A 23,515-nucleotide genomic window follows, 5' to 3' on the forward strand; every position below is an offset into this window, starting at 1 on the left:
CCGGGTGGGCCTCGCAGAAGCGGTCGGCGGCCTCCTTGTCCCGCGAGTAGCCCGCAGCCACGGTCACGCCGCGGTTGGCCAGGCGATCGCAGGCCGCCCCGATGCCCCGGGTCCCCCGGTGACCAGCGCTACCTGCCCAGTCATGTCCGACATATCGATGATCTCTTCTCAGGCCGGAACGCGGAGGACGAGGGCTTCGCCCTGGCCGCCGCCGCCGCACAGGCCCGCGGCGCCGAGCCCGCCGCCGCGGCGGCCCAGTTCGAGCGCGAGGTGCAGGGCGAGACGAGCGCCCGACGCGCCGACGGGATGTCCCATCGCGATGGCCCCGCCGTTGACATTGACCACGGACGGGTCGATGCCCAGGTCGCGCATCGACTGGATGGCGACCGCGGCGAAGGCCTCGTTGATCTCGAACAGGTCGATGTCGGCGGGGGCCAAGCCCTCGCGGTCCAGAGCCTTGGCGATCGCGTTGGCCGGCTGGGACAGCAACGACGGGTCCGGGCCGGCGACGACGCCGTGCGCGCCGATCTCGGCGAGCACCGGAACGCCGAGCTGTTCGGCCGTGGCCCGGCTCATCACCACCACCGCCGCGCCGCCGTCGGAGATCTGCGAGGCAGATCCGGCCGTGATCGTGCCGTCGGCGGCGAAGGCAGGGCGCAGCTTGCCCAGCGACTCGGCGGTGGTCCCGGGGCGCACACCCTCGTCCTCGGTGACCAGCAGCGGGTCGCCGCGGCGTTGGGGCACCTCCACGTTGACGATCTCGTCGTCGAACAGGCCGTTCTTGCCCGCGGTGGTGGCTCGCTCGTGTGACATCGCCGAATACTCGTCCTGTTCGGCGCGCCCGATGCCCCGGGCTGCGGTGTAGCGGTCGGTGGCGTCGCCCATCCCGAGCTGGTCGAACGAGCAGAACAGCGCGTCGCGCTGGGTGGCATCGATGAGGGAACCGTCGCCGTAGCGGTAGCCCAGCCGCGCGCCGGACAGCAGGTAGGGGCCGTTCGTCATCGACTCCATGCCCCCGGCGACGACCACGTCGAACTCGCCGTAGCCGATGAGCTGGTCGGCCGTGGCAATCGCATTGAGACCGGACAGACAGACCTTGTTCACGGTCAGCGCCGGCACGGTCATCGGGATCCCGCCCTTGACGGCGGCTTGGCGGGCGGTGATCTGTCCCGCGCCGGCTTGGATGACGTGTCCCATGATCACGTAGTCCACTTGGTCACCGGAGACCCCGGATCTGACCAGGGCTTCTGCGATGGCGATGCCCCCCAGGTCCATGGCCGTGAAGCACTTGAGCGCGCCGGAAAGCTTGCCGATCGGGGTCCGGGCGCCTCCGACGATGACCGACCCTGGCATTGGGAACACTTCCTCACGTGGACTTACTTCGAATTGCTTGTCGGGCACATAGTTGGTGCTTACTGCAGACCGTGGTGGCCAACCCTGGACGAGCGGGCCGATCCCACCCGGAGGGTGCGCACCAGGCCAGGCTCTGTCGATCGGCCGCCGCGGCGCAGGGTGCCGGCCTGCGCTAGGGCGCTCGGGTGAAGTCCGCAGGAACGATCAGATCGTCGCGAACAAGATCGTGGATCGAGGCCCGCCCGAGTCCGAGGAGTGCCTCGTCGATCCCGCTGCGCAGGATCTCCAGCACGTTCTTGACCCCGGCCTCGCCGTTGGCCGCCATCCCCCACAGGTAGGCGCGTCCGATCATCACGGCCTTGGCACCGAGGGCGAGGGCCTTGACGACGTCGCTTCCGCGGCGGATCCCGCCGTCGAGCAGGACCTCGATCTGGTCTCCGACCGCGTCGACCACGCCGGGCAGGGCGCGGATGGACCCCGGGGTGCCGTCGAGGTTGTTGCCCCCGTGATTGGACACCGAGATGGCGGTGGCCCCGATGTCGACCGCGCGGCGGGCGTCGTCGGGATGCATGATCCCCTTGATGGCGAAGGGGCCGCCCCACTCCTCGCGCAGCCATCTGACGTCGTCCCATGCCGGCAGCGGCGTGCCCATCCACTCCCCGTAGGCACCGAAGAACGTCGGGGCCTGCTCGCCGGGCGCGGCGAGGTTGGGCGTGGTGAGGTCGGGAATCCCGCCGTGGCGCATGAAGTCGATCAGCCACCAGGGCCGCACGATCCCCTCCGGCGCGAACCGCAGCATCGCCTTCAGGCTCATCCGCTCCGGGATCGGCGGGCTGCCCCAATCCCGCCGGGTGGAGAACGACCAGTCCAGCGTGACGATCAGGGCCTTAGCCCCGGCCTTCTTGGCCCGCTCCGCCCGCTCCAGGATGCGCTCCCGGGTCCCCACCCAGTACATCTGGAAGAAGACCTGCGGGTTGGCCTCGGCGACGTCCTCGATCGGTTTGCTGGCGAACGAGCTCAACCCGATCGCCGTCCCGGCCGCCGCCGAGGCCCGGGCGACCGCGACCTCCCCGTCCGGGCTCACCGCCTGCACCCCGGTCGGCGAGATGATCACCGGCAAGGAGATGTCCTGACCGAGCACCCTGGTCGACTGGTCCCGGTGCTGGGGAAGGTCGGCGATGTGCGGCCGGAACCCCAGCTCACTGAACGCGTTCACGTTGTCGTCGAGGGTCAGGCCCTGCTCGGACCCGGCGACCAGCGCCATGTATACCGATTTCGGCAGCCGCTTCTTCGCCCGACGCTGCGCCTCGGCAACCGTCTCGAACCACTCTCTACTGCTTGCCATTTCCACTCCCGTACCGCTCTCACAGCCGGTCCAGATCCGATCTGGTGAGGGGTTGCGTCGGGTGCCGCGACGCGGCCCCGACCCCGTTCATGTGCCCCTCTCCATTGCGGAACTCCGGTCAGAGGGACCGGTCCTGGTCACAGTCGCATGCACACGGATTTGATCTGGGTGTACAGGTTGAGGACCTCGTGGCCCATTTCGCGGCCCCACCCGGACTGCTTGTAGCCGCCGAAGGGCAGTGCGGCGTCGAAGACGTTGTAGCAGTTGACCCAGACGGTGCCGGCGTGCAGCCGTTCGGCCATGCGGTGGGCTCTGCTCAGGTCCTTGGTCCAGACCCCGGAGCCGAGGCCGTAGATCGTGTCGTTGGCCGCGGGCAGCACGTCGTTCTCCCGGGAGAAGGGATGGGCGGTGACCACCGGCCCGAAGATCTCCTCGCGCACCACCTTCATGTTCGGGTTGGTGTCCACCAGCACGGTCGGTTCGATGAAGTATCCGGGACCGTCCATCTTGCGGCCGCCGCTCAACGCCCGGGCCCCCTCGGCGAACCCGGACTCGACGTAGTCCCAGACCCGGTCCAACTGCTCCTCGGCCACCAGCGGGCCCATCTCGGTGGCCGGATCCATGCCCGGGCCGACCTTCATCTGCTTCGCTTGTTCGGCTACTCCCTCGGTCACCTCGTCGAAAGCGCCGTCCTCGACATACAGCCGCGACCCGGCCGAGCAGACCTGGCCGTGGTTGAAGAAGATCGCGCTCGCCGCACCGGGAATCGCCTGATCCATGTCGGCGTCGGCGAACACCACGTTCGGCGACTTGCCGCCCAGTTCCAGCGTGACCTTCTTCAGGTTGCCCGTCGCAGCCCCGATGATGCGTTTGCCGACCGCGGTGGAGCCGGTGAAAGCGATCTTGTCCACGTCCGGGTGCGCGGCCAGGGCCTCCCCGGCGATCGGCCCCGGCCCGGGAACGACGTTGACCACACCCTTGGGGAAACCGGCCTCCATGATCAGCTCGCCCAGGCGCAGCGCCGTCAGCGGGGTGTGCTCGGCCGGCTTGAACACGACCGTGTTGCCCCCGGCCAGGGCGGGACCCAGTTTCCAGGCGGCCATGAGCAGCGGGAAGTTCCACGGGATGATCTGCCCCACCACCCCCAACGGTTCCCGCAGCGTGTAGGCGTGGTACATCGCGCCGGGCGTGTAGGGCACCGACAGCGGGATCGTGTTGCCCTCCAGCTTGTTGGCCCAGCCGGCCATGTACTGGAACAGCTCAGCGGTCAGCGGCACATCGACCGCGCGGGTGACGCTGATCGGCTTGCCGTTGTCGAGGGTTTCCAGCTCGGCGAACTCCTCCAGGTGCTCCAGCACCAGATCGCCGAGCTTCCAGATGAGCCGCCCCCGCTCGGTCGCGGTCATCGCCGGCCAGGGCCCGGTCTCAAACGCCCGCCGCGCCGCCCGCACCGCCCGGTCGATGTCGACCTCGTCGGCCTGGGCGCACTCGGCCAGGAGCTCACCGGTGGCCGGATTGTGGGTCTGGAAGGTCTGCTCGGACTTCGCCTTCACCCAGTCCCCGTCGATGAGCAGCTCCCACCGACGGGCGGTGTACTCCTTGACCTTCGGGTCTACCGGAAGATCAGCTATCGCGTTCATGAATCCTCCCATGCCGGTGCGGTGTCCCACCGCGCGATCGTGGTGGGCGACATGGCCCGATGGTCGACAAAAAGTAGGCACGCTGCAGCGGAGCCGAGCAGGCCGGGAACCGTCTGTACCGTGAGCCGAGCCAGACGCGTTGCTCAGGGAACCGCCCTGGGCAGCGGTGGGAAAGGACGGATCGGAGAACGGCTCATCACCATCCCCGATAACACCTTCATGATCGCCCTCAGGATCGCGCTTGGCCCGCCACCTGAGCCCGCGGTTCCAGCCAGCCCAGCCGCCGGGACAGCGCGCGGGCGCACCCGAGGACGGCGTGGACGTGCTCGGAGGAGTCACCGGCCCGCCACAGCAGCGACCACGGATAGCGCGACGGGGGAGCCACCAACGGCCTCCATGCCATCCCCGTCCCCGGCGGTACACACGAGGACGGTGCACACAGCACGCAGCGCTGTTGCACGACGAGGTCGACCGAGGCTCGGATGCTGTCCACGGTCCCCCGGTACAGGGTGGGGATGAAACCGACCGAGCGGCACAGCTCGATCACGAACTGGTTGAACTCCGGGGCCCGTTCGTCCTCGGCGAACAGCAGAGGTTCGGTGGCGAGGGTGGCGACCGGGACGACGGACAGCCCCCCGAAGCGGTGTCCCTCGGCGACGAGCACCCCGAGCGGGTCCAGACGAAACAGTTCGGAGGCCACGCTCGGCGGGGCCAGCGACGCCCGCCCGAGGCCCACGTCCAACCGCCCGTCGACCAGTCGCTGGAACTGTTCGGGCACACCGACCTCGACCTGGTGGATCTCCAGGTCGGGATAGCGCTGCCGGAGCTCATGCAGGATCAGTGGCATCGAGTCGTAGCTGGCGTCGACGATCCCCACCCGCAGGTGGGGCGTTGAGCAGGCGGCGCGCTGCGCGGCCACCGCCGCCCGCTCGACGTGGGCGAGGATCTGCCGGGCCTCGATCAGAAAAGCGGCGCCGGCCGCGTTCAGCTGCACGTGGTGGGTCGTACGCTCGATCAGGAGCACCCCCAGCTCCCGCTCCAAACGTTGCAGCTGCTGGCTCAGCGCAGACTGGACGATGTGTTCGCGTGCCGCGGCCCGGCCGAAGTGCAGCTCCTCGGCGAGGGTGACGAAGTAGTGCAGCTGCCGAAGCTCCATGCGCGACACCCCCGATCAGGCTTGCCGTGGAGTCACGCCGCTACGGTCAGTCTGGCGGGTTGCCTTGGCACAGTCCAGGTCCCGCGGCCGGAGCGAGGTGCCGTTCACCTCCCGGGTGGCCGGGGTTCCCTGTTCCTGTGCGACCCAGCGCGCTAGCCTGATCGGTCCGCACCGTTTGATCCCTCGCCGGGCTTCTTCCCAGGAGCGAGTGATGACTGACAACGCCAAGCTCGTGCAGAGCGCAGCAGAACTCGAGCGGCTCCTCGACGACCTGCAGAAGGTCGAGAAGTTCGAGCCTCCGGCGAAGTTCCGCGCCCGGGCGCGCGTGCGGGACCCCGGTGTGTACGAGGTGGCTGCGCGCGACCCGGAGGGCTACTGGGCCGAACAGGCCCGCCAACTGCACTGGGACCGGCCGTTCACGACCGTTCTGGACGATTCCGACCCACCGTTCTTCACCTGGTTCGGCGATGGAACCCTCAACGTCTCCTACAACTGTCTGGATCGGCATATCGAGGCCGGGCTCGGCGACCGGGTCGCCTATCACTGGCGTGGCGAGGAGGGCGAGGAGCGCGCGATCACGTACGCGGATCTGCACCGCGACGTGCAGCGGCTGGCCAATGGCCTGAAGGATCTCGGAGTCGGCAGGGGGGACGTGGTCGGGATCTTCCTTCCGATGATTCCCGAGGTCGTCGTCGCGATGCTCGCCTGCGCCCGGATCGGTGCTCCGCACAACGTGGTCTTCGGCGGCTTCGCCCCGGAGTCGGTGCGGGAGCGGATGGAGGTGTCGCACGCGAAGGCGCTCATCACCGTCGACGGCGCCCGGCGCAAGGGCAGGACGGCGCCCATCAAGCGCGAGGTCGATCGGGTCATGTCCGGCCTGACCGAGCTTCGCTCGATCGTGGTGGTTCGCCATACCGGCGCCGACTGCCCGATGCAGGACGGCCGGGACGTCTTCTACGACGACCTGCTCGCGCGCAGCGAGCCGGTCTGCCCGGCCGAGCCGCTGCCGGCCGAGCATCCGCTCTTCATCCTGTACTCGTCGGGCTCGACGGCGAAGCCGAAGGGCATCCTGCACACCACCGGTGGATACCTGACCGGAGTTGCGGCCACCCACCGGGACGTCTTCGACCTCCGGCCGGACTCCGACGTGTTCTGGTGCACGGCCGACGTCGGCTGGGTCACCGGGCACTCCTACATCGTGTACGGGCCGCTCGCGAACGGGTGCACCAGCGTGATGTTCGAAGGCGCCCCGGACTACCCGAGCAAAGACGTCTGGTGGGAGATCATCGAGCGCTACGGCGTCACGACCTTCTACACCGCGCCGACCGCCGTCCGGGTCTGCATGAAGTGGGGTATCGAGTACCCGAACAGGCATGACCTGTCGTCGCTGCGCCTGCTCGGGTCGGTCGGCGAACCGATCAACCCGAAGGCCTGGCTGTGGTTCTACGCGGTGATCGGCCGCCAGCAGTGCCCGGTCGTCGACACCTGGTGGCAGACCGAGACCGGGCACATCATGATCGCGCCGCTGCCCGGGCTGACGCCGACCAAGCCCGGTTCGGCCACCCTTCCGTTGCCCGGCGTCTCGGCGGCACTGGTGGACCTGGACGGCAACGAACTGGCCGAGGGAACCGGGTTGCTGGTCCTCACCCGGCCCTGGCCGGGGATGCTGCGCACGCTCTACGGCGACGACGAGCGCTACGTCTCGACGTACTTCGACCGGTTCGGACCGCGCACCTACGTGGTCGGTGACGCGGCCCGGCGCGACAGCGACGGATACTTCTGGATCATCGGACGGACCGACGACGTCATCAACGTGTCGGGCCACCGGTTGTCCACCGCGGAGGTCGAGTCCGCGATCGTCGCCCACGAGAAGGTCGCCGAGGCGGCCGTGGTCGCCGAGACCGACCAGGTGACCGGTCAGGCCATCGTCGCCTTCGTGACGTTGAACGCGGACCTGCGGGGTGACGACCAGGTGGCCGCCGAGATCCGGGAGTACGTCGGCGTGCGGATCGGCAAGCTGGCCCGTCCGAAGTCGATCATCTGGGCCGAGGATCTGCCGAAGACCCGCTCCGGAAAGATCATGCGCCGGCTGCTGCGGGATATCGCCGACGGGCGTGAGCCGGGTGACGTCACGACGCTGGGCGACCCGTCGGTTCTCCACCAGCTTCAGGAGAGAGCCGCCGCCCGCGGAAAGGCCACGTCGTAGCGGGAGGCGGTGAGGCGATCTCATGAGCGGGTCGGTCGTCCTCGTATGGAGCGAGGAGCTGCTGAACTACGACCTCGGAGCCACTCACCCGATGGCTCCGGGCCGCCTCGAGTTCACCATGGCCCTGGCCCGCGACCTCGACGTGTTCGCCGGGCGCCACACGCGGATCACGGCACCGCGGCCGGCTTCCGACGACGTGCTCCAGCTCATCCACGACCCGGCTTACGTCGCCGCGGTACGCGCCGCGCCGCGGCGCCGGTCCGCCCAGCCGTACGACACGTTCGGGTTGGGCGGCGAGGACAACCCGATCTTCGGCCGGATTCACGAGGCGTCGGCTCTCGTCACCGGCGGCACGGTGGACGCCGCCCGGGCGGTCCGCAGCAACGGGGCGCAGCACGCCGTCAACCTCGCCGGCGGTCTCCACCACGCGATGCCGTCGAAGGCATCCGGGTTCTGCGTATACAACGACGCCGCGGTTGCCATCGCCTGGCTACTGGCCGACGGTGTACAGCGGGTGGCCTACGTCGACGTGGACGCCCACCACGGCGACGGCGTGGAGGCGGCGTTCTACGGCGACCCCCGAGTTCTGACGATCAGCCTGCACGAGAGCGGCTACACAGCATTCCCGGGCACCGGTTTCCCGGAGGAGTCCGGCCACGGCGCCGCGGAAGGCGCCGCGGTCAACGTCGCGTTGCCGCCGGGTACCGGCGACGCCGGCTGGCTGCGCGCGTTCCATGCCGTCGTGCCGCCGCTCGTGCGGGCCTTCGAGCCGCAGATCCTCATCACCCAACTCGGCTGCGACACCCACCGCCTCGATCCGTTGGCCCAGCTCAACCTCACCGTCGACGCGCACCGGCACAGCTACGCGGTGCTGCACCAACTGGCACACGAGGTTGCCGGCGGCCGCTGGGTCGCGGTCGGCGGCGGGGGCTACGAGATCGTGCAGGTCGTACCCCGGTCGTGGACCCACCTGCTTGCCGAAGTCACCGGTAGCCCGCTCGACCCCGACACGGCGACGCCCGACGGCTGGCTGCAGTTCGTCCACGGACGTACCGGACGCGAGGGACCGAAGCTCCTCACCGACGGCACCGAACCGACGTACTACGCCTGGGACGCCGGTGAGGGCGACCCCGACGATCCGGTGGATCGCGCGATCGCCGCGACCCGTCGCGCGGTGTTCCCCGACCACGGCCTCGACCACATCGATCCGCGATGAGTCCAGGTTCCGCGGCCGGAACGAGGTACCGCTCATCATCTCCGGTGATGAACGCTCCACGTGTTGGCCATTTCGCGCACGGCCGAGCGAGAGTTGGCTAGCCGGGCGCCAGATGGCATGGGGCACGGCAGCGAGGAGCATGATGCCAAGAGCGATCCTCCACAGGGCAGACCTCGGTGACCTGCGCCGCTGCGCGCACGCTGCCGCCGCCACGCGCGTCGAGCCCCTCTCCACGGTGTGTCTGGAGTGCCGGGAACACGGGCACGGCTGGGTCGAGCTGTGGTTGTGCCTGTCCTGCGGCTGGGTGGCATGCTCGGACAATTCACCCAACCAGCACGCCAGAGCCCACTACGAGGAAACGGATCACCCCGTCGCCGGGCCACTGCAGGACGACGCACGCCCGCGGTGGTGCTACGTCCATGAACGCTCCGTCGGATCTGTATCCGCAGGTAGACCTTGATCTTCATGTCGTGTGCTGCAGTCGCCGGACGGCTCAGCGCAGCTGCTGGATGCGGATCAGGTTGCCCGCGGGATCGCGGAAGGCGCAGTCGCGAACCCCGTACGGCTGCTCGATCGGCTCGTGGACGACCTCGGCGTCGCTGGCCTGCAGCTTCTCGAAGGTGCCGTCGCCGTCCTGTTCGGTGTGCTCGCCGTCATCGGCAGCGGCGTCGACCGCTCAGCAGGCGGCGGCAGCAGCGCGAACGGGCTGTCCGCGTCCTCGGGCGTCGACGAGCGGATCACGATCCCCAACGTCGTCGGCATGACCGGCGACCAAGTGGCCCAGACCCTCAACGCCGCCGGCGCTACGAACGTCCACCTCCCGCAACACGCCGCCAGTCTCCCGATCCCGCTGACCCAGCCGGCGCACCACGACACGGACGCCGCTCCGGGAAGTCGCCAGTACCCTCGGGCACCACCTCCCGGTAGCTGAGGGAGATCGATGGTTGATGATGACTGTCCCGAGTGGAATCTCGGCCGCGACCGCCGCCGCCGACTCGAACACGCCGCAGACCGTGCGCAACGAGGCAACTGCGTCGACCTGCGGGCCAGTCTCGGCCCGCAGTCGCGGCGATCTGGAAACCAGCCAGGGTAAGACCACGATCGCCGAGACCGTGGTGTCGAAGATCGCCGGGTCGGCCACGCGGTAGGCGAACGGGGTCGCCAGCTTCGGTAGCGGTGCCGCGCGCCGATGAGCGCTGTCCGCGAGCGCATCCCGGGCGCGCGGGCCAGCAGCAGCCAGGGAGTGGCGGTCCGGCCGAGATCATGAGCGGCCTCGTGACACCATGATCCGGACATCGTTGCGATGGTCGCTCGAATTCACCGACACACGTGCTCTCCCGTTGCGCCTGTCAGGACGTCGTTCTAGCCTTCCGGTAGAGCCAGTAAGGCTCCGCCTTATGCCCCGGACCTCGGTGTATCGCCTTGATGCAGTTCCCGTGGACGGGGCTGATTTCTGTGTTTACACGCGCGGTGACCGGCCGAAGCGTCGGAGACCGGGTTGCCCGACGAACGCTCGCGCAGCTCCCGGCACCCGTCCGCCGGCACGCGGTCCTTGGTCCGAACCCTGGGCGCCGTGCCGTGGACGGGTGGACAGAACGTCCGCTCGGCCCGTGCCGAGGAGGCGGCGCGCGTGAGCTGACCGTCGGAACCCCTCGGGTCCCCGTCGTGCTCGGGCTCCGGAGCCTGCGAACGAAGATGTGTGGTGGCTGCCGATGACCGACCTCGATCACGGCTGCCGGTGCCGGGGCGGCGCGAATGGTTGAGCTGGGTTCGGTCACCCGAGCGCTGCTGGCCATCGCCCATGACGGCGCGGACGAGCGCGCGTTGGCCGAGCGGATCTGTCAGGCGTGTGTGACGGGTTTGGACGTCGACGGCGCGGTGATCTCCGTGCTCACCGCGAGTGTGTCGCGGGAGACGTTGTGGGCCACCGACGCGACGGCGGAACTGTTGGAGGAGTTGCAGTTCACGCTGAACGAGGGCGCCTGCATGGAAGCGGCGGCGACCGGGTCACCGGTGCTCATCCCGGACCTGCACCACAGCACCGAGACGGCGCGCTGGCCGATGTTCGCCGCCGCCGTGGCGGAGCAGACAGATGTCAGGGCACTGTTCGCCCTGCCGCTGCAATGGGGAACGGTCAACGTGGGTGTGCTCGACCTGTACCGGATCGCGCCGGGCGGGTTGAGCGCGGCGCAACGCCGGGACGCCGTCAGCGCTTCGGAGACCGCAACGTTGCTGATACTCGGGTTGCGCACCGACCCTGGGCACTCCGACCCCGAACGCGACGGCGGCATGTCATGGCTGGATCAGTCGCACAGCAGCCGCGCGGAGATCCACCAGGCCACCGGCATGGTGCTGGCCCAGCTCGGGGTCAGCGCACAGGAAGCGTTGGCCCGGATGCGGGGCCTCGCGTTCGTCGAGCAGCGGTTGCTCATCGACGTGGCCCGCGACGTGGTGTCACGACGGTTGCGGTTCACCGAGGAGATGAGGTAGCACCAATGCGATCCCGGGAGGAGAAGACCCTCATGAGCCAGGCGGGCAGAGGTCGCGAGCAACTGGTGGGCCTGGCGTTCGTCTCCTTGGCCGACACCCTGGTCGACGAGTACGACATCATCGATCTGCTCGACCGGCTGGTCGGCCACAGCGTCGAGCTGCTCGCCGCGGACGCGGCCGGGATCGTGCTCGGTGACGCGCGGCGCGAGTTGCGGGTGGTGGCGGCATCCAGCGAGGACGCGCAGCTGATGGAGCTGCTGCAGCTGCAGAGCGACGAGGGCCCGTGCCTGGACTGCTTCACGAACGCCGCCCCGGTCAGCGCGGTCGACCTGGCCGAGGCCGCGGATCGGTGGCCGGTGTTCGCCGCTGCGGTCGCCGACCGAGGTGCGTTCCGCTCGGTCCATGCGCTGCCGCTGCGGCTGCGCGGGGAGGCGATCGGCGCGTTGAACCTGTTCCACCGCCAACCCGGATCGCTGCCCGCCGTCGACCTTGCTCTGGGCCAAGCGTTGGCCGATGTGGCAACGATCGGGATCCTGTCCGAACGCGCCATCCGCCGCGGTGAGGTGCTCAACGAGCAACTCCAGTCCGCACTCAACAGCCGAGTGATCATCGAACAGGCCAAGGGAGTACTCGCCAACAGCGGAAACCTGAGCACGGACGCGGCATTCGACCGGCTGCGACGCTACGCCCGCAGCAACAACCTGCGGCTCAGCGACGTGGCCCGCAACGTCGTCGAGACCGACCTCGCCGCCGACATACTGGCCCCGCGTGGGGCCTGGAGACCCAAGCATCGGTGACCACGACGTCACGCAATTGCTTGTTCGACTCCGGAGGGCCCGCCCAAACGGTAGCTGTCAGTGCGCCAGACCCTGGCAATCTCGTCCACGACGCCCGCCGGAGGTGGCTGCCATGTCGGGACAGCAGGACGACATCAGCTCAGACGCACGTCCTCGCACGGCAGCCCGTTTCGTCCACGGCGCCCGGGGTGATCCCGCTGCCTCGACTCTGATCACCAAGCTGGTGGCGCCGCTCCCCCGCGACTGGCGGTAGCTGTGCAGGCCTCCCACCACACCCAGGGCCAGCCCCTTGACGACGTATCCGACTTGGCCCAATCGCGCCACGCCGCTTCGGGCGACGGGGGACATCGACGAAGTGTCAATCTCCTCGCTGAAAGACTCCCCCACGCCCCTGACCACCGCCGTACGCCGACCCCGATGGTGATCGGCCCCGCGGCCACGCCGATCGCCCGTCCGCCGGGCCACGCGAGCACACCGGTAGTGGCGTGCTGCTGGGACTGCGAGCTCGACGATGTCGAGCCGAGCGCGACCGACGCTGCGCTGCCCCCCGGTGCGGCGTAGACCACGGCCTTGGCCCCGCTGAGGATCCGCTTGGCCCCTTCACGGTTGCGATAGCCCCAGATGGCTTGAGTGGCCTGCCAGAGCGCGAGCGCCCCACGCGATCTGCAGCGCCAACCACGCGATCAACAGGTGTACGACGCCGTAAGCGATCAACCCGACGCGGGCGAGCATCTCCAGTGACGTGCTGTCACCGGGCTGTTCGGCCTCGCCGCGGGGCTGCTTGGCCTTGCCGCCAGAATTGGTTGTCATCGCAGGGGCCCTCCGCCTCGGCGCCGGAGTTCCGCGCGGAACAGATCGTGGGCTTGTCGGCCGGGGGTGTCTAGCGGCCCCGGGCGTGCCCGAGTGCGAGGTACCCGGTACCGAAGGCCAGCTCATGAACCCGCAGGTCCGGGACGAACTCGGCCAGCAGTCGCCACGGCCGGTCGAAACCGGTGAAATCGTCGATGAACGGCGCGTGCAGGTCGGCCACCCACCCCCGCAGCGGCCACATCCACGGGCCGGGCTGTTTCCCGCCGGCCGCGGCCACCGCCGCGCCGGGACGCAGGTGGTCGAAGACGTTGCCCAGGGCTGCAGGGGACTGCATCACATCGTGCACCGCGCAGAACAGGGCGGCGTCGGCGGTGGCGTCGATCGGCGCGTGCTCGATCGGGGCGGCCAGGAGCCGCACGTTGTCCCAGCCGTGCTCGGCGACCCGGTCAGCGGCCACGGCGAGCATCTGCTCGGATGCGTCGATGCCCACGATGGCCCCGGTGGTGCCGGTCTTGTGCTGCAGCTGCGAGAGGCACAACCCGGTGCCGCAGCCCACGTCGAGGACCGTGTCCCCGCTGCGGGCGGCCAGCTGGTCGACCAGGAGTTCGCGCCAATAGCGGAAGGACTCGGTCCGCTGATCGTAGCGGCCGGCCTGGCTGCGGTAGGCCTCCGACGCTCTGCGTTGGTCTTGTGCGAGGCGGTGTTGCGGAGGGGGCCGGGGCAGCTGTCGGTCCGGCGCAGTTGACGCGGTGCGCGGTTGGGGTGTCGCCATGGTGAGGGCCTTCTCAGAGGTCGACGTACGCGAGTGGGGGGCGCAGGTGCGCTAGATGGCGGGGTCGTGATGCTCGGTGAGCCAGTCCCTGAGCACGGTGGCGAACCGGTCGGGGCATTCCACGTGGGGCAGGTGCCCGCAGTCGGGGAACAGCGACAGCCGCCCTCGGGGCAGCCGCTCCACCGCGGCGTGTGCCTGGTAGGCGGGTAGCACGTAGTCACACCCGCCCCAGACGACCAGGGTGGGCATCGTCACGGTGTGGAGTTGGCCGAGCAGGACCCCGCGCTGTCCGGTTGCGTCGAACAGGGCGCGGGCCATCGCGGTGGAGGCCTCGAGTTGGCCCGGGCGGCGTCCCAGGGCGTGCTGCTCGGTGAAGAACTCGGCGGGTACCCGCCAGGGCTGGGCGAACAGCATCGCCGCGGACATGCCGGTGCGCCCCACGTGTCCCCCCGGTACGCGGCTGAGCAGGATGGCCAGCTCGCCGAGGAAGGGCAGGGTGTCCAGGGCGAGCAGCGGGTTGACGTCGCGACCCAGGCCGGCGCTGTCGACCAGGGCCAGCGTTCGCACCCGCGCCGGGTTGGCCAGGGCCAGGCGCAGCGCGACCGCACCGCCGGCCGAGTGTCCGACCACGTCGAGTGGCCCGACGGCGAGGGTGTCGAGGAACTCGGCCAGGAACGGAGCCAGGTCCGCACCCGGGGCATAGCCACCGACCGCCGGGGCACTGTCTCCGTGACCGGGCAGGCTCAGGGCGAGCACCCGATGTGTGCGGGCCAGCGCGGGGATGACCCATCGCCAACTGGTTGCGCTCTGCTCGTGACCGTGCACCAGCAACAACGCCGGCCCGGTCCCGGCCTCCAGGTACTGGATGCTCATCCCATCCACGATGACCCGACGGTCTCGAACAGCGACCTCGCCCTGGTCCCGACGTTGTGACTCGGACAAAACAGGCATCGAGATGATTGGCATGACCGACATGGAGCCTCCTGGTGTGCGCCGCTGGTGTGATAACTGGCTGCGTCACCGAGGGCTGGGGCAACACCGGAACTTCGTGGAACAGCGACGGGAGTCGCCGAAAATCGCGTGGCGATAACTATAGTACGCGCAGTCGTCGTTGGTCGGATAGTGCCGGCCGCGATCCGCGATCCGCGATCCCAAGGATGCGTCCGGGCAACGCGCCGCCGCAACTGGCGGCCGTCATCGGAAGCGGCCGGTCGTCGGCACGTTACGCGTCGGCCGGGCGGACACGCGTCCCGAGCACACGGCGAGGCGCACGACCGGCCGGAGGATGTCAGGCTGGCCCGCGCCTCGTCCGTGCATCCACTCCGACCGTCGGCGGGGCGTTTGGCGGCCTCGACAGTCGGTGCTCGGGCTGGGAGACTGACCCGCACAGACCGCCCTGGACCTCGGCGGCCCACTAATGGGGCACGCTGAGGTGGGTTGTTAATGGGCGGCGAGACGTGGCCCGGTCGCAGTTCCGAGCCTGGTGGTGTGTGCACCACGCTCGCCGATGCCGGTGATGTCACCGTCATGCGGGTACAGGGCGAGGTGGACCTCGCCACCGTGCCGATCGTGCGAACCACGTTCGGTCGGGCCCTCGGTGCGGGGCCGGCGGAATCTCGTTGTGGATGTGTGCGGCGTGACGTTCTGCGGAGTGCGCGGTCTGGCGGACCTCATGAGCGCTGCGACCGTGGCTGCCGGGCAGGGAACCCGCTACGCGGTCAGTGGGCTCTCACCGTTTCTTGCGCGGATATGCGAGATGGCGTGGATCGGAATCCCGAGCCTCGCGGTGCGCACACCCTCACCCGCTCAACGGTGTCGGTGGTGACCGTGACGTGGGTACGGGGCGAGGTGGACGTGTCCACCGTGGCGATCGTGCGCACCGCGTTCGGTAGGACTCGGGGTCCGGGCTGGACGGAATCTCGTCGTGGATGTGCTCGGCATGACGTTCTGCGGGGTGTGCGGTCTGACGGACCATGCCATCCCGACAGATCCGATCCCAGCCGACCCCGGCGCGGCCGGTTGTGCAATCCAGGTCGCGGGTCGCGGGTGGATTCAGGAGACGCTCGACTTGGGGGTGACGCGTGAAACCGTTCGTGGTCAACCGACACGGTCGTCTGGTATTCCCGGCGAATTTCCTCGGCGAACTGGACTTCTCGGTCCTGGAGACGCTCGATCAGTTCACCGCCGTGATCGGGCGGGATTTCGAGGCGAAGGCACCGACCGGGACCGACATCCTGGGCCGGGTCGAGTCCGGGGCGTATCCGGGGCGTTTCGAACTGCTGCGTGATCTGGGCCAGAACCTGTTCTGGGTCAACCGGTACGCGATCACCATGTTCGAGAAGCGGCCCACGCGCTGGCGCGACGTGGCGAGGAGTCGCGATGACGTGTTCCTGCCGGTGCTGACCCCGTGGGAGGACGGCGAGCGGAAGGTGGCCGCGGTCGAGCGCGCCTACCGTGAGCTGCCCGCGACGTGGGATGCCGACGCCGAGGACACGGTGTTCGGCCTGTTGTTCGACCTGTTCCGCAACAAGCTGCACCACGCAACCGAGCTGCCGGCGATCAAGCCGACGGTCGCCGAGTTCCTGGGCCGGCCCGACGCGCTGACGTTCGTGCTGCCCGACCACGACCCCGATTACCCGGTCTTCCGGGCCGAGGAGATCCTCGACGCCGACGAGAAGGTGCCCGAGCTGGAAGCGCTGATGCGCTGGGCCATGGTGCTGCACAACCAGTACCCGTGGGACCGCTCCCGCACCGAGCTGCGCGGGCCCGCCGACATCGGCGACGACGACTTCGTGGTCGCGTTCCACCCCCGCAACCGCGACGTGATGGCCTTCATCGACCGGGTCAAGAGCGCCCGCGGCGCCGGTGAGAGCGCGGCCGGTGAGAGCGCCGCCGCGCCGACCCGGCGCGAGCCGGTCGAGGCCGTCGCGCCCGCTACCCCCTACCCGCCGGTGCGGGTGCGGGAGGCGTTCGCGATCCAGCCGAAACTGGAGGCGTTGGCGGTCGTGCGCGGGGAGCACGTCTGCGACAACGTCGACGTCATCCGCAACTCGAGTTTCTCCTGGTCGCCGATGACCGCCGACGAGATCGCCACCAAGACCGGCATCGAGCAGCGCCGCTACACCAGCCGGGAGCCGGAGCACCTGGCCCTTGACGCCGCCCGGGCCGCGCTGGCGAAGTCCGGCCGGACGCCCGAGGACATCGGGGCGGTGCTGGTGAGCACCTGCAGCAGCAACCGGCTGATCCCGTCGATGGCCTGTTGGCTGTCCGGCGAGCTGGGCCTGCTGCAGACCCACGCCTCGGTCGACATGGTGGCGGCCTGTGCGGGGCTGCCCTACGGGCTGGCCGAGGCCATCCGGCAAATTCAGGAGATCCAGCGACCGGTCCTGCTGGTGTGCGTGGAGAAGTTCTCCGACAAGATCGGCAGCGCCCGGACCTCGCGGATGATCTTCGGGGACGGCGCCGCGGCGTTAATCGTGGCCCCGGCCGCCGCGGGCACCACCGGCGACGTCGAGGTCGTGCAGACCTACGCGAGCGGGCCGTGGAGCGAGGTCAACTCGATCATCTGGCCGAACCCGGAGTTCGATAACGACCTCACCGTGTACGGCCCCGAGGTCAAGTCCCTGGTGCAGCGCTACCTGGCCCAGATGATCGACGAGCTCGGCGCGCAGTCGGATCCGGACGACCCCGGGCGCACGCTGCTGCAGAGCATCGAGCTGATCGTCCCGCACCAGGCCAACAAGACGATGATCCTGAACCTGGCCGCCAAGGCGGGGCTGTCCGCCGATCAGCTGTACTTCAACATCGAGACGATGGGCAACGTCTCGGCGGCGAGCATCCCGATCGCGGTGCACGACGCCGTACGCGACGGCGTGATCGCCCGCCCGACCAGGGTCTTCACACCCGGCTTCGGGGCCGGCGCCGTCGGCGGGTACGCGGTGATGCGGATCGACCCCGCGATCGTGGCCGACGAAGTGGTGCTGGACGACATCGCGGGGGCCGCCGGCAGCGGACCCGCCGGCGCATCACGGGTGACCGGGACGACGACCGACGACGTGCGCGTCGCGTTCGGCGGGTGACGGTATGAGCCACGGGACTCGACCTGCCTTCCAGCGCCTCGCGATCGTGAACCGGGGCGAACCCGCGATGCGACTGATCAATGCCGTGCGCGAATGGAACGCCGAGGCCGGCGCGCAACCGGGCGGCGCCCAGTGGGAACCGTTGCGCACCATCGCCATCTACACCGTCGCCGACCGGCAGGCGATGTTCGTCCGGGAGGCGGACGAGGCGGCGCTGATCGGTCCGGAGGACGAGGACGGCTTCGGCGCCAACCCGTACCTCGACTACGCCGAACTGGAGCGCGCACTGCGCGCGTGCCGCGCCGACGCGGTGTGGCCGGGCTGGGGGTTCGTATCGGAGAAGGCCGAGTTCGCCGAGCTGTGCGAGCGGCTGGGGATCATCTTCGTCGGCCCGTCGGCGGAGGTTATGCGCCGGCTCGGCGACAAGATCGAGTCGAAGCGGCTGGCCGGGCAGGTCGGCGTGCCGCTCGCGGCCTGGAGCGGTGGCCCGGTGGCCGACCTGGACCAGGCCCGCGAGCACGCCGAGACGATCGGCTACCCGTTGATGGTCAAGGCGACCGCGGGCGGCGGCGGGCGGGGCATCCGGCTGGTGAGCTCGCCGGAGGAGCTGGCGGAGGCCTTCGAGCGGGCGGGCTCGGAGGCGTCGAAGACCGCCGGGGACGCGACGGTGTTCCTGGAGCGGGCGATCCGCGGCGGCCGGCATGTCGAGGTGCAGGTCGTCGCCGATGCCGACGGCGCCGTGTGGACGTTGGGCGTCCGGGACTGCAGCGTGCAGCGGCGCAACCAGAAGGTGATCGAGGAGTCGGCCTCGACGGCGCTGGGCGCCGAGCAGGAGCAACTGCTGCGCTCCAGCGCGGCCGAGCTGGTCCGGGCGGCCGGCTACGCCAACGCCGGGACCGTGGAGTTCCTCTACGAGCCCAAGGATCGGCTGCTGTCATTCCTGGAGGTCAACACCCGGCTGCAGGTCGAGCACCCGGTCACCGAGGCGACCACCGGGGTCGACATCGTCAAGCTGCAGCTACACGTCGCGGCGGGCGGGCGGCTGGCCGACATCTCGACCGGCGCGCCGTCGGAGTTCGGGCATGCCATCGAGGCCCGGCTGACCGCCGAGGACCCGGAGCGCGGGTTCGCCCCCGCACCGGGTCTGATCGAGCACCTGGTGCTGCCCACCGGCCCGGGCATCCGGGTCGACACCGGAGTGGCGGCCGGCGACGTCATCCCGCCGCAGTACGACTCCATGATCGCGAAGGTGATCGCCTGGGGCCGGACCCGTTCCGAGGCACGCGCCCGGCTCTCGCGCGCGCTGAGCCAGACCACCGCGGTGATCGACGGCGGCACCACGAACAAGGCGTTCCTGCTCGACCTGCTCGACCGGCCGGAGTTCGTCTCCGGCGAGGTCGACACCACCTGGCTCGACACCATGATGGCTGACGGCTACACCCCGCCGCGACGCCTCGACGTCGCCCTGCTCGCGACCGCGGTGGAGGCGCACGACGCGCACGTGGCCCGCCAGCGCGACCGCCTGTTCACCTCCGCCGAGCGCGGCCGCCCCGAGGTCGGGCACGAGTCCTGGTACCAGGTCGACGTCCGCGCGGCCGGCGAGGCCTACCGGCTGCGGGTGGCCCGGTCCCGGGCCGCCCGGTACCGGGTGGAGCTGGACGGGCGCGCGGTGGACGTCGACGTCGAGCGGTCGGGCCGGTTCGAGCGCCGCCTGACCGTCGGCGACCAGACGTTCGCGGTGCTCTCGGTCGCCCAGGGCGCGGACTACCTCGTCGAGGTCGACGGCGCGGTGCACCGGATCTCCGGCGGTGAGGCCGGACTGGTCCGTGCCCCGGCACCGGCGATGGTGGTGGCCATCCCGGTGAAGGCCGGCGACACGGTGACCGAGGGCGACATCGTCGCCGTCGTGGAGAGCATGAAACTGGAGACGGCGCTGCGCGCCCCGCTCGCGGGCCGGGTCGCCGAGGTACTGGTCGACCCCAACACCCAGGTCGAGGGCGGCACCAAGCTGGTCCGCATGGAACACGACCCAGAACTGGACGGGGTCGGGGACCCTTCGTCGGGCACCCGGGCCGACCTGAGCGCGCTGGCCGGCACCGCCACGGCCGACCGCGGTGCGGCCGACACACTGGCCGCGCTGCGCTCGCTGGTGCTGGGCTTCGACATCGACGAGCGGGAGGCCCGCTCGCTGCTGCAGGGACTGACCAGCGCGCGGGCCGAGCTGCCCGCCGACGACCTGGGGCTGCTCGCCGGCGAGATCGAGGTCCTGCGGATCTTCGCCGACCTGTGCGCGCTCTCGCGCAACCGGCGGGTGCCCGACGGGATGGAAGGCGACGACTCCGCCGTCGACGCCGAGGCCACCCGCAACCCGCAGGAGTACCTCTACGCCTACCTGCGCTCCCGCGACGCCGACGCCGAAGGGCTGCCCGAGTCGTTCCGGATCAAGCTGCGCCGCGCCCTGGCCCACTACGGGATCACTGACCTGGAACCCTCGCCCGACCTGGGCCCCGCGCTCTACCGGATGTTCCTCGCCCACCGCCGCGCGACCGCGCACGTCCCGGCGATCTCGGAGCTGCTGCAATGGCGGCTGCGGCACCCGGAGTCGCTGCCCGCCGACGCCCGCGACGGTTACCGGCAGGTCCTCGACCACGTCGTCACCGCGACCCAGCTGCGGCATCCCGTGATCGGCGATCTGGCCCGGCAGGTCCGGTACCGCTGCTTCGACGCCCCGCTGATCGCCGAGGGCCGCGCCAGGGTGCAGCAGCAGGTCCGCGAGCGGCTCGACCAGCTGGCCGACGATCCCGCCGAGCGTGCAGCGCAGATCGACGAGATCGTCGCGTCCGGGGAGCCGATCCTCGAAGTCTTCGCCGAGCGGCACCACGCCGCGATGCTCGAGGTGATGACCCGCCGGTACTACCGGATCCGGTCGCTGCAGAAGTCGGCCGTCGTCGAGCACGACGGCCGTGCGCTGCTGACCGCGGACTACGTCCACGACGGCGAGGCCTACACGGTGCTGGCGGCCGTCTTCGACGCCACCGCGGCCGGCGGCGCCAAGGGGCCATCCGCGCTCGCGACCGACCTGAGCCAGATCGTCGACGCGCTGCCGCCGGAGCGGACCGCACTGATCGATCTCTACGTCACCTCGGCCAAGGCCTCCGGTGCGGATCCGGACGCCCGGGCCGAGCGGATCCGCGACCAACTCGGCAGTATCCCGGGCCCGGTCGGCCGGGTCGCGGTGGCGGTGCGCCGGCCCGACGGCGAGGAGAGCGGCGGGCCGACGTGGTTCACCTTCCGCGGCGGCCCGGAGGGCACTCCGGTTGAGGACCGGACGCTGCGCGGGCTGCACCCGATGATCGCCGAGCGGCTGGACCTGTGGCGACTGTCGGGCTTCGAGCTGACCCGGCTGCCCTCGGCCACCGACGTACACCTGTTCCGCGCGCAGGGCCGCGAGGTCCCCGAGGACCAGCGGCTCATCGCGCTGGCCGATGTCCGAGAGCTGACCACCCTGCGCAACGACGACGGCCGGATCCGCGGCCTGCCTCAGCTCGAACGGGTGCTCGACGCGTGCCTGGACAGCCTGCGCTCCGCCCGCTCGGCCGACCGGACCGCGGCGGAGCTGGAGTGGAACCGGGTCAAGCTCTTCGTCTGGCCGGTCGTCGACGTACCCCTCACCGAGTTCGAGGCCGTCGTGCGGACCCTGGCGCCGCGCACCGAGGCGCTGGGCCTGGAGCAGGTGCAGGTGCAGTTCCGGCTGGCCGGAACCGGGGACAACGACGGTGGCGCTGCTGGTGAGCCGCGCGAGCGGATGTTGCGGATGTCCCGCCCGCCGGGCGCCGGGCTGACGCTGCGGATCACCGACCCGCCGCGGCACCCGCTGCGTGAGCTGGACTCCTACACCCGGAAGGTGATCGGGGCCCGCCGCCGCGGCGCGGTGTACCCCTACGAGCTGATCCCACTAATCACCCGCTCGCCCGACCGCGGCGGCGCCCCCGGCACGTTCACCGAGTACGACCTCGACGACAGCGGCGCCCCGGTGCCGGTGGACCGGGCGCCGGGTTCGAACACCGCGAACATGGTGCTCGGGGTGGTCACCACACCCACCCAGCGTTACCCGGATGGGATGCGCCGGGTTGTGCTGCTGGGTGACCCGACCAAGGCGCTCGGCGCGATCGCCGAGCCCGAGTGCCGCCGAGTGCTCGCGGCCATCGAGTTGGCGCGGCGCTTCGACACCCCGATGGAGTGGTTCGCCGTCTCCTCGGGCGCGAAGATCGCGATGGACTCCGGCAGCGAGACCATGGACTGGATCTCGCGGGTGCTGCGCGGGCTCATCGAGTTCACCCAGGACGGCGGCGAGATCAACGTCGTGGTCACCGGCATCAACGTCGGCGCCCAGCCGTACTGGAACGCCGAGGCCACGATGCTGATGCACACCAAAGGCATCCTGGTCATGACCCCGGACTCGACGATGGTGCTCACCGGCAAGCAGTCGCTGGACTACTCCGGCGGGGTCTCGGCCGAGGACAACTTCGGCATCGGCGGCTACGACCGGATCATGGGCCCGAACGGGCAGGCCCAGTACTGGGCGCCGGACCTGTCCGGTGCCGTGGACGTGCTGCTCGCCCACTACGCCCACACCTACACCGCGCCCGGTGAGCGCTTCCCGCGGCCCGCACCGACCACCGACCCGACCCACCGCGACATCAGCGACTCGCCGCACTCCGGGCCCGGGACCGACTTCACCACGCTCGGCGAGATCTTCTCGGCCGACACCAACCCGGATCGCAAGAAGCCGTTCGACATCCGCTCGCTGGTGCGCGGCGTGGCCGACGCCGACCACGCGCCGCTGGAGCGGTGGGTGGACATGCACGACGCCGAGTCGGTCGTCGTGTTCGACGCGCACCTGGGCGGGCAGCCGATCGCGCTGCTGGGCATCGAGTCGCGGCCACAGGCCCGGCGCGGCCCGCTGCCGGTGGACGGACCGTCGCAGTTCACCGCGGGGACGCTGTTCCCGCGCTCGTCGAAGAAGACCGCCCGGGCGATCAACGCGGCGAGCGGCAACCGGCCGTTGGTGGTGCTGGCCAACCTGTCCGGGTTCGACGGGTCGCCGGAGTCACTGCGCGGCCTGCAGCTGGAGTACGGCGCCGAGATCGGCCGGGCCGTGGTCAACTTCGACGGCCCGATCGTGTTCTGCGTGGTCTCCCGCTACCACGGCGGCGCGTTCGTCGTGTTCTCCGGGACGCTCAACGACAACATGGAGATCGCCGCCGTCGAGGGCTCCTACGCCTCGGTGATCGGCGGCGCCCCGGCTGCGGCCGTGGTGTTCGCCGGTGAGGTCAACAAGCGCACCGCGGCCGACCCGCGGGTGGCCGACCTGGAGGTCCGCATCGCCGAGGCGTCCGACTCCGGGGAGGATGCCGACGCCGCCCGGCTGCGCGCCGAGCTGGCCGCGGTCCGGCCGGCCGTGCGCTCGGAGAAGCTCGGCCAGGTCGCCGACGAATTCGACACCCGGCACAGCATCGAACGGGCCCGCAGCATGGGCTCCGTGCACACCATCGTCCCCGCCACCCGGCTGCGGCCCTACCTGGCCGACGCGGTGCAGCGCGGAATCGCGCGCACGCTCACCCAGGAAGACGGCACGACCGGATAGACCC

General features: G+C 70.3%; 16 protein-coding genes and 1 pseudogene. 8 read left to right on the plus strand and 9 right to left on the minus strand.

Annotated features, from left to right (window positions below; genetic code table 11):
* Positions 1–168: 168 nt before the first annotated feature.
* The 4 genes from WBK50_RS21995 to WBK50_RS22010 all read right to left on the minus strand — a co-directional run bounded on the left by WBK50_RS21995 (position 169) and on the right by WBK50_RS22010 (position 5,494).
* Positions 169–1,353 (minus strand): acetyl-CoA C-acetyltransferase, encoded by a 1,185-nt coding sequence (locus WBK50_RS21995; RefSeq protein WP_341339474.1) that lies wholly within the window; start codon positions 1,351–1,353, stop codon positions 169–171.
* A gap of 172 nt (positions 1,354–1,525) precedes the next feature.
* A complete protein-coding gene (mftD, locus tag WBK50_RS22000; protein ID WP_341337415.1) occupies positions 1,526–2,698 on the minus strand; it encodes a pre-mycofactocin synthase MftD in 1,173 nt (390 codons plus the stop codon).
* A gap of 137 nt (positions 2,699–2,835) precedes the next feature.
* Positions 2,836–4,368, minus strand: a complete 1,533-nt coding sequence (locus WBK50_RS22005) for an aldehyde dehydrogenase family protein (RefSeq protein ID WP_341337416.1) — start codon at positions 4,366–4,368, stop codon at positions 2,836–2,838.
* A 199-nt stretch (positions 4,369–4,567) separates the two neighbouring features.
* Positions 4,568–5,494 (minus strand): LysR family transcriptional regulator, encoded by a 927-nt coding sequence (locus WBK50_RS22010; protein ID WP_341337417.1) that lies wholly within the window; start codon positions 5,492–5,494, stop codon positions 4,568–4,570.
* 211 nt (positions 5,495–5,705) lie between these two features.
* Here WBK50_RS22010 and acs point away from each other — a divergent pair, with 211 nt between their 5' ends.
* The 3 genes from acs to WBK50_RS35300 all read left to right on the plus strand — a co-directional run bounded on the left by acs (position 5,706) and on the right by WBK50_RS35300 (position 9,376).
* Positions 5,706–7,700: an acetate--CoA ligase gene (gene acs / locus WBK50_RS22015; RefSeq protein WP_341337418.1), complete on the plus strand. Its 1,995-nt coding sequence runs from the start codon at positions 5,706–5,708 to the stop codon at positions 7,698–7,700.
* A gap of 22 nt (positions 7,701–7,722) precedes the next feature.
* On the plus strand, positions 7,723–8,916 hold the full coding sequence (locus tag WBK50_RS22020) for an acetoin utilization protein AcuC (protein WP_341337419.1): 1,194 nt from the start codon (positions 7,723–7,725) through the stop codon (positions 8,914–8,916).
* Positions 8,917–9,058: 142 nt separating this feature from the next.
* Positions 9,059–9,376, plus strand: coding sequence for a UBP-type zinc finger domain-containing protein (locus tag WBK50_RS35300; protein ID WP_445942293.1), 318 nt, complete (start codon positions 9,059–9,061; stop codon positions 9,374–9,376).
* Between the two features lie 33 nt (positions 9,377–9,409).
* On the opposite strand, the pseudogene WBK50_RS22025 reads toward WBK50_RS35300, so the two are convergent.
* Positions 9,410–9,553: pseudogene (locus WBK50_RS22025) on the minus strand (VOC family protein); the annotation flags it as partial.
* A 310-nt stretch (positions 9,554–9,863) separates the two neighbouring features.
* Between WBK50_RS22025 and WBK50_RS22030 the strand changes: the two are divergent.
* The 3 genes from WBK50_RS22030 (at position 9,864) to WBK50_RS22040 (ending at position 12,203) form a co-directional block, all read left to right on the plus strand.
* A complete protein-coding gene (locus WBK50_RS22030) occupies positions 9,864–10,064 on the plus strand; it encodes a hypothetical protein (RefSeq protein WP_341337420.1) in 201 nt (66 codons plus the stop codon).
* A gap of 607 nt (positions 10,065–10,671) precedes the next feature.
* Entirely contained in the window at positions 10,672–11,406 is a 735-nt protein-coding gene (locus tag WBK50_RS22035; protein ID WP_341337421.1) for a GAF and ANTAR domain-containing protein, read from the plus strand.
* 32 nt (positions 11,407–11,438) lie between these two features.
* Positions 11,439–12,203, plus strand: a complete 765-nt coding sequence (locus WBK50_RS22040) for a GAF and ANTAR domain-containing protein (protein WP_341337422.1) — start codon at positions 11,439–11,441, stop codon at positions 12,201–12,203.
* Positions 12,204–12,415: 212 nt separating this feature from the next.
* Here WBK50_RS22040 and WBK50_RS35305 read toward each other — a convergent pair whose 3' ends face one another.
* The 4 genes from WBK50_RS35305 to WBK50_RS22055 all read right to left on the minus strand — a co-directional run bounded on the left by WBK50_RS35305 (position 12,416) and on the right by WBK50_RS22055 (position 14,658).
* The gene (locus WBK50_RS35305; protein ID WP_445942294.1) at positions 12,416–12,769 is read right to left on the minus strand and encodes a DUF1206 domain-containing protein; all 354 of its coding nucleotides are present in this window, start codon (positions 12,767–12,769) and stop codon (positions 12,416–12,418) included.
* A gap of 34 nt (positions 12,770–12,803) precedes the next feature.
* Positions 12,804–13,013, minus strand: coding sequence for a DUF1206 domain-containing protein (locus WBK50_RS22045; protein WP_341337423.1), 210 nt, complete (start codon positions 13,011–13,013; stop codon positions 12,804–12,806).
* A gap of 70 nt (positions 13,014–13,083) precedes the next feature.
* The gene (locus WBK50_RS22050) at positions 13,084–13,785 is read right to left on the minus strand and encodes a class I SAM-dependent methyltransferase (RefSeq protein WP_341337424.1); all 702 of its coding nucleotides are present in this window, start codon (positions 13,783–13,785) and stop codon (positions 13,084–13,086) included.
* Between the two features lie 51 nt (positions 13,786–13,836).
* Positions 13,837–14,658 carry an alpha/beta fold hydrolase gene (locus WBK50_RS22055; RefSeq protein WP_341337425.1) on the minus strand — a complete coding sequence of 274 codons (822 nt, stop codon included), beginning with the start codon at positions 14,656–14,658 and terminating at the stop codon, positions 13,837–13,839.
* 1,208 nt (positions 14,659–15,866) lie between these two features.
* Between WBK50_RS22055 and WBK50_RS22060 the strand changes: the two genes are divergently transcribed.
* Positions 15,867–17,864: a 3-oxoacyl-[acyl-carrier-protein] synthase III C-terminal domain-containing protein gene (locus WBK50_RS22060; RefSeq protein ID WP_341337426.1), complete on the plus strand. Its 1,998-nt coding sequence runs from the start codon at positions 15,867–15,869 to the stop codon at positions 17,862–17,864.
* 4 nt (positions 17,865–17,868) lie between these two features.
* Positions 17,869–23,511 (plus strand): ATP-binding protein, encoded by a 5,643-nt coding sequence (locus WBK50_RS22065; protein ID WP_341337427.1) that lies wholly within the window; start codon positions 17,869–17,871, stop codon positions 23,509–23,511.
* The last annotated feature ends 4 nt before the right edge of the window (positions 23,512–23,515 follow it).

The sequence above is a fragment of the Pseudonocardia sp. T1-2H genome (assembly GCF_038039215.1).
In the GTDB taxonomy this organism is placed as follows: domain Bacteria; phylum Actinomycetota; class Actinomycetes; order Mycobacteriales; family Pseudonocardiaceae; genus Pseudonocardia.